General features: G+C 46.8%; 7 protein-coding genes. 2 read left to right on the top strand and 5 right to left on the bottom strand.

All coding sequences use genetic code 11. The annotated features are described in order from the left end of the window. Window positions 1-203 precede the first annotated feature (203 nt). From ICE90_RS05360 to ICE90_RS05380, 5 genes are read right to left on the bottom strand one after another with little or no spacing between them, the layout of a single operon-like run. Window positions 204-995, bottom strand: a complete 792-nt coding sequence (locus ICE90_RS05360; RefSeq protein WP_216191370.1) for a hypothetical protein — start codon at window positions 993-995, stop codon at window positions 204-206. A gap of 50 nt (window positions 996-1,045) precedes the next feature. After that, window positions 1,046-3,184 (bottom strand): M3 family metallopeptidase, encoded by a 2,139-nt coding sequence (locus ICE90_RS05365; RefSeq protein ID WP_216191372.1) that lies wholly within the window; start codon window positions 3,182-3,184, stop codon window positions 1,046-1,048. Window positions 3,185-3,236: 52 nt separating this feature from the next. Continuing rightward, the gene (gene folD / locus ICE90_RS05370) at window positions 3,237-4,091 is read right to left on the bottom strand and encodes a bifunctional methylenetetrahydrofolate dehydrogenase/methenyltetrahydrofolate cyclohydrolase FolD (RefSeq protein WP_216191374.1); all 855 of its coding nucleotides are present in this window, start codon (window positions 4,089-4,091) and stop codon (window positions 3,237-3,239) included. Between the two features lie 14 nt (window positions 4,092-4,105). After that, complete coding sequence (locus tag ICE90_RS05375) at window positions 4,106-4,753, bottom strand: response regulator transcription factor (RefSeq protein ID WP_072582210.1); 648 nt, start codon at window positions 4,751-4,753, stop codon at window positions 4,106-4,108. Between the two features lie 35 nt (window positions 4,754-4,788). Further along, window positions 4,789-7,311: a PAS domain-containing sensor histidine kinase gene (locus ICE90_RS05380; protein ID WP_216191376.1), complete on the bottom strand. Its 2,523-nt coding sequence runs from the start codon at window positions 7,309-7,311 to the stop codon at window positions 4,789-4,791. Window positions 7,312-7,515: 204 nt separating this feature from the next. Between ICE90_RS05380 and aceE the strand changes: the two genes are divergently transcribed. Then, on the top strand, window positions 7,516-10,212 hold the full coding sequence (gene aceE, locus ICE90_RS05385) for a pyruvate dehydrogenase (acetyl-transferring), homodimeric type (protein WP_216191378.1): 2,697 nt from the start codon (window positions 7,516-7,518) through the stop codon (window positions 10,210-10,212). Window positions 10,213-10,227: 15 nt separating this feature from the next. Continuing rightward, window positions 10,228-11,838, top strand: a complete 1,611-nt coding sequence (aceF, locus tag ICE90_RS05390; RefSeq protein WP_216191380.1) for a dihydrolipoyllysine-residue acetyltransferase — start codon at window positions 10,228-10,230, stop codon at window positions 11,836-11,838. The last annotated feature ends 8 nt before the right edge of the window (window positions 11,839-11,846 follow it).

Raw genomic sequence — 11,846 nt, forward strand, 5'->3', positions numbered from 1 at the left:
ACCCGCCTAAGACCGCCTGACCTTAGAAACTCTTTAACTACCTTTAGCTTGAACTGCTTGCTGTACTTGCTCATAAAACAAAACCCCCTTGGTTGGACATAATGTCCAACTTTTGGGGGTCAGTTCAATTGAGTGGCTTTTTATTTGCCCTTCAAATCTATTTGATGTTGCCGCTATAAAAGTAGGGCCTAGAGGTGGATTGCTTAATTCGTCTTCAGGTTGCCTAGCATCTGCAACGATTCTTGGAGTTTATGGGGCTCCACTGGATTCCAGCCGCGATATGGCGATACGGCGATAAATAAAAATATTACTGCCGTCACAATACATAATGAGGCTATGGATAAAGATACTTTCATTGCTTTAATGCTTCCCAGATGGACTATGCCAACTGATAACAGCAGTAGAAATGAAAAAACTGGAATTGATGGCCATTTTTTAAGGCTATCATTATCGTATGCCAGCGACTGTCTAACTTCCCGGTCATGGCGAATAGTGCCAATGGCCATCAGGAGCTGGCTTTCGATGCCGCTACGTTGATTGGGCTGATAGGCAATGTCGCTAATAATTTTATTTAAAGCTAAAAATTCTGGCGTTGAAATTCCACGCTTACTGGCATCTCTACTTTCCATGGCTGGCCATTCTTTTTCGATGACTGCGGCCAGATAGTTTTTCATTCCTGAGATTATTTTTACCTGATCTTTCGCAGGAAGGACTGTCGCTGTGCTTACTATGGTTTCGACTGCATTTGATTCGGTTATGACATTTGAGATGGCTGATTGATGATGTTCAAATGAGTAGCTCGCTAGGGTGGAGATTGCAAGGCCGAAAATAAAGGAGGTAATGGAAAGAAAAGAGGGCACTACTGCATCTGAATCATGGAGCCATCGCGATATGGGTGAATCATTCAGCGCCCAGTAAATTGCATAAGCAACGCCAGCTGTTATGAGTGTTGTTGCAACAATTAAAATTAGTAATTCAGTAGTGAAGAGGCTCATTGAGTGCTTATAAATTGGTTATTTAAAGATTGACACTATGAAACTCGTTGTTAAGCGAGTCCACCATGTCTTAGCAGGGCGTCGATACTAGGTTCTCTGCCTCTAAAGGCTTTAAAAGATTCAGCTGCAGGCCGACTACCGCCAACCTCTAAAATCTCTTCGCGATAACGAGTGCCGGTTTTTTCATCAAGGACGCTGCCAGTGAGTTTTGCTGCTTCCTCAAAGGCTGAGTAGACATCAGCAGATAACACTTCCGCCCACTTATAGCTGTAATAGCCTGCCGCATAGCCACCGGCAAAGATATGACTAAAGGTATTGATCCATCGAGAGATGGTTGGTTGTGGGATAACGTTGAATTGATCAGCAATTGCTCTGGATAGATCTAATACTGCGTGACCTTGAGCATTCTGTGCATCAAAGCTCGCATGTAAGCGCCAGTCGGTGAGAGACATCACGATCTGGCGCAGAGTCATATAACCATTCTGGAAATTCTTGGCGGCGAGGATCTTGTCGAATAATTCGCGTGGAAGAGGCTTGCCAGTTTCGGCATGTGCAGTCATCTTTTCTAGTACTTCCCACTCCCAGCAGAAGTTTTCCATAAACTGGCTTGGTAGCTCTACCGCATCCCATTCAACGCCATTGATTCCTGAAACCCCTAAAGCGCTAACTTGAGTTAGAAGGTGGTGCAAACCATGGCCACTCTCATGGAAGAGGGTGATGACATCATCATGAGTAATGGTAGGTTGACGCAACACACCATCGACCTTGACTGGCGGCGCAAAGTTGCAAACTAAATAAGCAACGGGTACTTGAATTTCCCCATTAGGTAGAACTCTACGGCCACGGGCATCATCCATCCAGGCCCCACCACGCTTACCAGGACGAGCATAGGGATCTAGGTAGAAGTAGGCCACGATAGTACCCTTGGCATTTTTCACGGAAAAGGATTGCACATCGGCATGCCAAGTTGGCAGATCTGCCGCTTCAATCTTGACGCCAAACAGAGTCTGAATGACTTGGAAGAGGCCATCCAACACTTTAGGCAGGGGAAAGTATTGCTTGAGCTCATTCTCCGAAAAGGAATAGCGTTCTTGCTTCAATCTTTCGGATGCAAAAGCAACATCCCATGGCTCTAAGCCATCAGCAATGGATAGCTCGGTCTTGGCAAACTCAGATAGCTCTTGCCAATCTTTTAATGCAAATGGTTTTGCTTTCAGAGCGAAGTTAGTCAGGAAGGAGTCGACTTCATCAACACTGCTTGCCATCTTTGGAGCCAAACTTAGTGCGGCATAGTTTTTGAAGCCGAGCATATGAGCTTCCTCATCGCGCAGTCTTAACTGATCGAGCATGTTCTGAGTATTGTCCCAATCCAATTTACCTTTGGCATATTGGGGTGCCAGTTCAGAAGCGCGGGTGACATAAGCTTCATACATCAAGCGACGCAGCGCACGATTCTCTGAGTACTGCATGACGGGGTAGTAAGAGGGGAAGTGCAGCGTGAATGCCCAACCCTGTAAGTTCTTTTGCTGGGCAATATCTGCAGCGGCTGCAATAGCGTCCTCAGGCAAGCCCACCAAATCAGCTTTATCAGTGATCAGATGAACAAAGCCATCGGTAGCATCTAGAACATGATCTGAAAATGCTTTGCCTAAGGTTGCCTGCTCATCCTGAATTTGTGAAAAGCGCGGCTTGTCTACATCACTGAGTTCTGCCCCGCCCAGACGAAAATCTCGTAAGGAGTTTTCAATTACTTTCTTTTGAGCTGCGCTTAATTTTGAAAAATCAGGCGCTTTACTGAGTTCTTTAAACTTTTTGTAGAGCTCTAAATTTTGACCAAGGCTTGAGAAGAAAGCGGTGACCTTGGGTAGCATCTCGCCATAGGCAGCGCGTAACTCCGGGGTATCGGCAACGCTATTGAGATGGGATATCACACCCCAAGACCTGCCAAAAAATTCAGTAGCATCTTCTAGCGGCTCGGCTAAGGCATCCCAAGTGGATGGAGTACTTGAATTGACTGCCACATCCACAGCATTTTGCGCATGCTTGAGCAAATATTCAATTGCTGGTGCAATATGCTCAGGCTTTACTTCTGAGTAGGCGGCAATACCGCGCCCGAAAGTCACTAAGGGGTTATTTTGTAATTCTGCTGGGAGAGTGCTGAAGGGCGATGTAGATGTGGATGTAGTCATCCCTCTAGCTTAATGGACTGGGAGCAATTTTGCCAAAAGTCCCAGTAATTCCTTAGTGCTTAGTGGCTTTTTCAGCGGCTTCCAAGGTATTCATGAGAAGCATAGTGATGGTCATCGGGCCAACACCACCTGGAACCGGGGTAATCCAGCCGGCGATGTATTTAGCTGTATCAAAATCCACGTCTCCACAGAGCTTGCCGTCAGGCAGGCGATTAATGCCCACGTCAATGACAACGGCGCCGTTCTTTACCATATCGCCAGTAACCATTCTGGGTTTACCGGTAGCAACCACCAGAATGTCAGCATCCTTGGTGTGGTGTGCCAAGTCACGAGTCTTGCTATTGCAAATAGTGACCGTTGCACCGGCTTGCAATAGCAGCATCGCCATTGGCTTACCCACAATATTGGAGGCACCAACAATCACGGCCCGAGCACCGCGAATAGGGTAATCAATGCTTTCGAGAATCTTCATGCAACCATAAGGTGTGCAAGGTTTGAATTCTGGTTGACCAACCATCAAGGCGCCAGCATTTGCTACGTGAAAGCCATCCACATCTTTTTCTGGAGCAATCGCTTCTAAAACTCTCTCAGAGGCGATATGTTCTGGTAATGGTAATTGCACCAAGATGCCATGAATCGCCGGATCTAAATTCAGTGTGGCAATACGAGCGAGTAATTCTTCTTCGCCAAGCTCTACAGAATAGCGCTCTAAAACAGAATGAAAGCCAACATCTTCACAGGCCTTTACCTTATTGCGAACATATACCGCGCTGGCAGGGTTGTCACCAACTACGATGACTGCTAAACCGGGTCTGGTACCTTTGGCGGTGACGATTGCACCACGTGCAGCAATTTCCGTACGTAGTTTTTTAGAAAGGGCGTTTCCGTCTAATAATTGGGCTGGCATACAAAACCCTGGCATCAGTTAGGCTGAGGGTCGGATAAAGCCAGGCGGAGCAGGTCTGCTACCGTATTGACGTTGAGCTTCTCCATGATGTTGGCGCGGTGTGCTTCAACAGTCTTAATTGAGATGCCGAGGTCATCAGCAATTTGTTTATTCAAGCGGCCTGCAACAATGCGCTCAAGAACTTGACGCTCACGACCAGTTAACTTGCTGAGTAAGCTCTGGGTAATTTTGCGTTGGCTGGCTTGTGAATAATCGATGCGCGCTTTAGCAAGCATACGATCCACTAAACCACAAAGATCATTTTCTTTAAAAGGCTTTTCAATAAAGTCTACTGCGCCACGTTTCATCGTGGAGACAGCCATCGATACATCGCCATGACCAGTAATGAAAGCAACTGGCATTGGTAGGTTTTCGCTTGTTAAGCGTTCTTGCAATTCAAGGCCTGACATACCGGGCATGCGCACATCCAAAATGGCGCAAGAGATAGTGGACTTATCGGTACTTTGCAAGGACTGTAAGAAACGTTCTGCGCTTGCATGGCAACGAACAACATAACCATTGCTTTCTAAGAGCCAGGTAAGCGAATCTCTTACCGCTTCGTCATCATCCACCACATAGACAACTTCAGCTTGGTTTGGTTTTGCAGTAGCGCTTAAGTTCATATCAGTTCTCGCGAGGTAAATCTTTAAATTCGAAGTTAAACAGTAGCCTTGGATCCAGAGGATTCCAGTGGTAGGAGTATTGTAAAGGTGCAGCCAGCCAGCTTGGTTTGTTCTGAGTCTTGGACATTGGTGGCCCAAAGCCTGCCATGGTGAGATTCAATAATGGAGCGACAAATATTGAGCCCCATACCCATTCCGTCGGACTTCGTGCTGAAAAACGGCTCAAATATGCGCTCCAGGACGTTTTCCGAGATTCCGCCCCCAGCATCGGTAACCTGGATTCTGAGCATGGCCGGGAAGATGCTGGTGTCTAAATCTGCACTAATCCGAACTGGTGGCGCTGACCAACGGGAGGAAAGGGGGTAAGCCTCACGGACGCTATCTAGTGCATTTTTCAATAAATTGACTACAACCTGCAGGATTAGCACTGGATCCAAGTCTACTACAGGCAGATTTTCGGCAATTTCCGACGCAATGACTAAGCGATGGCGGTGGGCTTCAATTTCAACCAAACCAACAGCATCATTAATAATTTCGGCAATGTTCGCAGCTTTACGTTGAGGCTCACTGCGTTTTACAAAACCTCGAATGCGCTGAATGATAGTGCCGGCACGATGGGCTTGGTCAGAGGCTTTTTCTAGAGCTGGCAAAATTTCTTTGGTCAGGGCGGGGTCTAGATGCCCATCTAAACGCTTAGCAACACCCATGCAGTAGTTGGATATGGCTGAAAGAGGTTGATTTAGTTCGTGAGCTAAAGAGGATGCCATTTCACCCATTGTGGTGAGACGACTGGTGAACTGCATACGTTCTTGTTGTTGGAGCGCCAAATCATCTGCTTCTTTACGAGCGGTAATATCCGTGGCAATCAATAACTGTGCAAGATGTCCATCTACCCAAGGGATGTAACGACGTCTAACTTCAAACCATTGATTATTGTCATCGCCTAGCTGAACTTCTTCAGACTCGGATTCTTGGTACAAGAATGATGTTGGAATGCCGGGCGGAGAATCTTCAAGATCCTCTGCAATATCTCGCAGCGTCGTGTTATTAGTATCGCTACCTGCCAATTGGAAGTGACCTTGAGAATCATCACCAAAGCGCTCTTGATAAAAGCGATTAGCAAATAGCAGGGCGTTGGTTTCTAGGGATACTACTGACACAGCAGCGTCTAGACTTTCTAGAACGGTGGTGAAACGTTCTTGAGATGCGGCTAATTCTTCACGAATCTTTTTAGGCTCAGAAATATCAATTAATGAGGTCACCCAACCAGTCTGTTTCCCTTTTTCATTAATCAGTGGGGCAATAAAGGTACGGGTCTGTATCAAGGAGCCATCTTTCTTTAAAATCACCCCTTCGATGCCGACCCTCATTACAACGCTGATGTCGGACTTCATCGCCCGATTCATTTTCTCAACAAGCTCATCTCTTCTACTATCTGGCCAGAACGGAAAGGGCGGAGTGAGACCTATTAACTCTTCCGATGTCCAGCCTGTCATTTCGCAAAATGCTCGATTCACATAAGTAATGCGCTTTTGCATATCATGGGCACGAATACCCACGGGAGTGGAGTCTTCCATTGCATTACGAAAACTAGTTTCTTTGCGCAGACTGGCTTCGGCCTCTTGGCGGACTTGCATTTGCTTTAGTACGGACCACAAACTCCAAACCACGAATGCGCTTAATCCAATCACGACACCAATTAACATCCTGAAGGTGAGGTTGGTTGGCGGAGGATAGGTATCGATGCGTAAATTAATGTTGGGGCTTAAGACCCCAATGTCTAAACTTGTCTGATTGCTAAATGCTCTTTTTGGGGTATCTCTATCGGAAGAGATGCCTAAAACTCTTTCATTGTCAGTGAGCAAGGTAAAGCGGTAATGGGATTTGAGGTCACTTGGCAGGGCATCCAGTATTCCTTGAGTCGTATAGAGTGCCGCCAAGAAACCAACCACTTCTCCACCAACAATATTGGGTACCACTTGCCATAGAACAATTTTTCTATCTGTGGCGATCGGTGCGTCACCCGGTAGATTTAAGGAAACAAACTGACTGAAAGCTGCTCGACTAGTTACTCGGCTAAGCTCAATAGTTGAGGCAAGACTAGAATTAATGGGCTGATCATTTTGAGTTTTGCTAATCCAATCCGATTTGTTACTTTCAGCGGGGGCTGCCCATAGTCGCTGATTTTGATTGTTCAACCAGATGATTTTGACGATCTCATGGTTATTTAAAACGAGATCTTCTGCTTGCTCGCGCGCAATTTGTCTGAGTTTGAATTGATCCTCGCTTGCAGCCATTTCTCGATTAATCGTTGTTAATGCATCAAGGTTGCTAGCGAAACGAGATTGAATGCGCTGTTTGGCAAATGACAGCTCTCTAAATAGGGCAGCCTCTTGCTGATTCTTTTCTTGTAAATGCAGCGTTCCCAAAATAATGCCCATGACTGCTGTAAACAGAACAATGGCTAAAAGTGGGGTGTAAACAATCCTAAATCCACGTATTTTGCGGAGCCACCTAATGGGGCTAAGGACTAGGCTGGAAAATGCTGTTTTTCTCATGAATACAGAGCATTTTGCCCTATTTGACTGTGCAAAAAGTCAATTCAGATCTTTTTATAGCTTCTTATTTGCACCGCAATATAATACCACATTATGAGAAATACTATCATTATGTGGAAAATTGCTTGTTTACACCCATATACCTTCCTAGAATGTTGGCTATAGAGTTGATGACAAATTAAGCACTATTTAATGGAGACAAAAATGGCAGCAGTTCCAGATCAAGTATTAGGTAAACAGAATACTCAGGATGCAGATCCTGGCGAGACTCAGGAGTGGTTACAAGCGCTCGATGGCGTGATTCGTAACGAGGGTCCTGAAAGAGCTGCCTATCTCATCGATCAACAAATTTCTCATGCTCGTGTAAACGGAGTGGTACAGCCATTCCATGCTGAGACTCCTTATATCAATACTATTCCTGTTGAAAATCAAGCACGTTTACCTGGCGATCAAAATGTGGAACATCGCATTCGTTCATACACTCGCTGGAATGCCATGGCGATGGTGCTGCGTGCGAACAAAGACACGAACGTTGGTGGACACATTTCATCATTTCAGTCAGCGGCTACTTTGTATGACGTTGGCTTCAATCATTTCTGGCACGCACCGTCCCCCGAGAATGGTGGCGACTTAATATTTGTGCAAGGCCACTCTGCTCCGGGTGTCTACGCGCGTGCTTATATGTTGGGGCGTCTTGAAGAGGGTCAGCTCAATAACTTCCGTCAAGAAGTTGGTGGCAAAGGCATCTCTAGCTACCCACACCCTTGGTTGATGCCAGACTTCTGGCAGTTCCCAACTGTATCGATGGGCTTAGGCCCCATCATGGCTATTTATCAAGCGCGTTTTATGAAGTACCTAACAGACCGCGGCTTCATTCAAGAGCAAGGCCGTAAAGTTTGGGCATTCTTGGGCGATGGCGAAACCGACGAACCAGAATCCTTAGGTGCGATTGGTATGGCCGGTCGTGAAAAACTCGATAACCTGATTTTCGTCATTAACTGTAACTTGCAGCGTCTAGACGGGCCAGTGCGTGGCAACGGTAGCATTATTCAAGAGCTTGAGAGCGAGTTCCGCGGTGCCGGCTGGAATGTGATCAAAGTAGTGTGGGGCGGTCAGTGGGATGCTCTCTTTGCGCGCGATAAAAAAGGCATCCTAATGCAGCGCTTAGGCGAGATTGTTGACGGCCAGTATCAGACTATGAAGTCTAAGAACGGTAGCTACGTTCGCGAGATCGTTTTCAATACCCCAGAATTAAAGGCTTTAGTAAGTGACTGGAGTGATGATGAAATTTGGCAACTGAATCGTGGTGGTCATGATCCACATAAAGTTTATGCAGCATTTCATGCGGCAGTTAATCACAAGAATCAACCAACAGTGATCCTAGCGCACACTATTAAAGGTTACGGCATGGGTGGCTCAGGTGAGGCGATGAATATTGCTCACCAAGCGAAGAAGATGAACGATGACGACGTGCGTCGCTTCCGTGATCGCTTTGAGATTCCCGTTAAAGATGAAGAGTTGGACGAAATGCCTTTGGTCAAGTTTGCCGAAGGTAGCCCTGAATTGGAATATATGAAGGCGCGTCGTCAAGAGTTGGGTGGTTACTTGCCGCAACGTCGTACTAAAGCGGAGAGCTTGCCAGTCCCTGCTTTAGAAGTATTTGCTCCATTGCTTGAGGCCACTACTGAAGGCCGTGAGATTTCTACTACCATGGCATTTGTACGCATACTCAATACAGTAGTGCGCGATAAGGTGTTGGGTAAGCGGGTAGTACCGATTGTTCCAGACGAGTCCCGTACCTTTGGTATGGAAGGTATGTTCCGTCAATTGGGAATCTGGAATCAATTGGGTCAGCTATACACGCCAGAAGATCATGATCAATTGATGTTCTACAAAGAGGACAAGACAGGTCAAATTCTGCAAGAAGGTATTAACGAGGCTGGTGGTATGTGCGACTGGATCGCCGCCGCAACTTCTTACTCTACCCATGGCGTACCCATGTTGCCTTTCTATATTTTCTACTCCATGTTTGGTTTCCAGCGTATCGGTGACTTAGCTTGGGCCGCAGGGGATATGCGTAGCCGTGGTTTCTTGCTAGGTGGCACAGCTGGTAGAACTACCTTGAACGGCGAAGGCTTACAGCACGAAGATGGTCATAGTCATCTGTGGAGTGGTGCGGTTCCGAACTGCATCAGCTATGACCCAACCTTCTCATTTGAATTGGCTGTAGTGATTCAGGATGGTATGCGTCGCATGTTGGAAGTTCAGGAAGATGTTTACTACTACGTTACTTTGATGAATGAAAACTATTCACACCCAGCAATGCCTAAGGGTGCGGAGAAAGACATCATCAAGGGCATGTATAAGCTCAAGTCCGTTGGTGACGACAAAGCAAAGCTACGTGTACAGCTCTTAGGTTCAGGAACGATCTTCCGTGAAGTGATTGAAGCTGCAGAGATTTTGCATAAAGACTGGGGTATTGCTTCAGACTTGTGGGGTTGCCCAAGCTTTACTGAGCTAGGCCGTGATTGGACTGCGGTTCACCGTAGCAATTTATTGAACCCAAGTGCTGCGCCAGCCTTATCTCATGTAGAGAAGTGCCTGAAAGATACTGCAGGCCCAATCGTTGCAGCTACCGACTATGTTCGTCTATTTGCTGAGCAGATTCGTCCAGCAATTCAGCACATGGGTCGCCGTTATGAAGTATTGGGTACTGATGGCTTTGGACGTTCTGATACTCGTGAAAAACTCCGTGACTTCTTTGAAGTGGATCGTCGCTGGGTCGTCCTCACTGCCTTGAGATCTTTGGTTGACTCTGGTCAGCTTGATCGCTCTAAGTTAGCTGAGGCGATTAAGAAGTACAACATCGACACTACTAAACCAAACCCAATGACGGTTTGATAAGAGATAAATACTATGAGTCAAATAATTGAAATCAAAGTCCCGGATATCGGCGACTATAAAGATGTACCAGTGATCGAAGTATTGGTTAAAGCCGGTGACAAGATCGAAAAAGAACAATCGATCGTTGTACTGGAGTCTGATAAGGCGACGATGGATGTTCCTTCATCACATGCTGGCATTGTCAAAGAAGTCAAAGTCAAGGTGGGCGACAACCTATCCGAGGGATCACTTGTCATTACCCTGGAAGAGGGCACGGCATCAGCCCCGTCTCCAGCAGCGGCCTCTGTATCCAGCGCATCTGCAGCATCACCTGTAGCAGCCAGTAACAGCGGTGCACCCATCGAAATCAAAGTCCCGGATATCGGTGACTATAAAGAGGTACCAGTGATCGAGGTCTTGGTGAAAGCTGGCGATAAGATCGAGAAAGAACAATCGATCGTTGTACTCGAGTCTGATAAAGCGACAATGGATGTTCCTTCTTCACACTCAGGCATCGTCAAAGAAGTTAAGGTAAAGGTAGGCGATAACTTATCGGAAGGATCGGTAGTTGTCATCTTGGAAGGTGGAGCATCTGGCGTATCGACTCCAGTGTCTACTCCTGCAGCTGCACCTGCCGCGCCAGCAATTAAAGCTGTAGAGCCTCCGATTGCACGTGCACCAGCGCCTCCACCTATCAGTAATACTCCTCCGCCAGTCGACGCCGCAGTAAGTCATGCAAGTCCATCCGTACGTAAGTTTGCGCGTGAGCTTGGCGTCACTATTACGCAAGTTAAGGGATCTGGGCCCAAAGGCCGTATTACTCAAGAAGACGTCCAAGCATTTGTGAAGGCGGCTATGAGTGGCGGTGCAGGTAGTGCTGTAGCCGCTTCAAGTGGCGGTAGCTTAGGCGGCTTGAATCTGATTCCTTGGCCGAAGGTTGATTTCACCAAGTTTGGTGAGATCGAGCGTCAACCACTCAATCGCATTAAGAAACTCACTGCAGCCAATTTAGGCCGCAACTGGGTGATGATCCCAGCCGTGACTTATCACGAAGATGCTGACATTACTGATTTAGAGGCATTCCGCGTTCTTACTAATAAAGAGAATGAGAAGAAGGGTGTCAAGATTACGATGCTGGCTTTCTTAATGAAAGCTGCAGTCGCTGCATTGAAAAAATATCCAGAGTTCAATAGCTCCTTGGATGGTGATGATCTGATTTTGAAGAAATACTTCAATATTGGATTTGCCGCAGATACTCCAACTGGACTGGTTGTACCGGTCATTAAAGATGCCGATAAGAAAGGAATCTTTGAGTTGGCGAAAGAAACTTCTGACTTGGCGGCTCTTGCTCGTGATGGCAAATTAAAGCCAGACCAAATGCAGGGCGCTAGCTTCACGATCTCATCATTGGGTGGTATCGGTGGTACGTATTTCTCTCCCATCGTGAATGCTCCTGAAGTAGCCATTATGGGCGTGAGCAAAGCGGCTATGAAGCCAGTGTGGGATGGTAAGCAGTTTGTGCCACGCCTCATTTGCCCACTGTCTCTCTCTGCAGATCACCGCGTGATTGATGGTGCTTTAGCTACCCGCTTCAATGTGTACATTGCTCAGCTCTTGGCCGACTTCCGTCGCGCCAGTCTGTAAGGGGAATT

Source organism: Polynucleobacter sp. AP-RePozz3-80-G7, from assembly GCF_018882145.1.
Lineage (GTDB): Bacteria > Pseudomonadota > Gammaproteobacteria > Burkholderiales > Burkholderiaceae > Polynucleobacter.

Bases quoted from the DNA above. Each gene is read 5' to 3' on its own strand.
- ICE90_RS05360 (WP_216191370.1), bottom strand. From the start codon at position 995: ATGAGCCTCTTCACTACTGAATTACTAATTTTAATTGTTGCAACAACA.
- ICE90_RS05365 (WP_216191372.1), bottom strand. From the start codon at position 3,184: ATGACTACATCCACATCTACATCGCCCTTCAGCACTCTCCCAGCAGAA.
- folD (WP_216191374.1), bottom strand. From the start codon at position 4,091: ATGCCAGCCCAATTATTAGACGGAAACGCCCTTTCTAAAAAACTACGT.
- ICE90_RS05375 (WP_072582210.1), bottom strand. From the start codon at position 4,753: ATGAACTTAAGCGCTACTGCAAAACCAAACCAAGCTGAAGTTGTCTAT.
- ICE90_RS05380 (WP_216191376.1), bottom strand. From the start codon at position 7,311: ATGAGAAAAACAGCATTTTCCAGCCTAGTCCTTAGCCCCATTAGGTGG.
- aceE (WP_216191378.1), top strand. From the start codon at position 7,516: ATGGCAGCAGTTCCAGATCAAGTATTAGGTAAACAGAATACTCAGGAT.
- aceF (WP_216191380.1), top strand. From the start codon at position 10,228: ATGAGTCAAATAATTGAAATCAAAGTCCCGGATATCGGCGACTATAAA.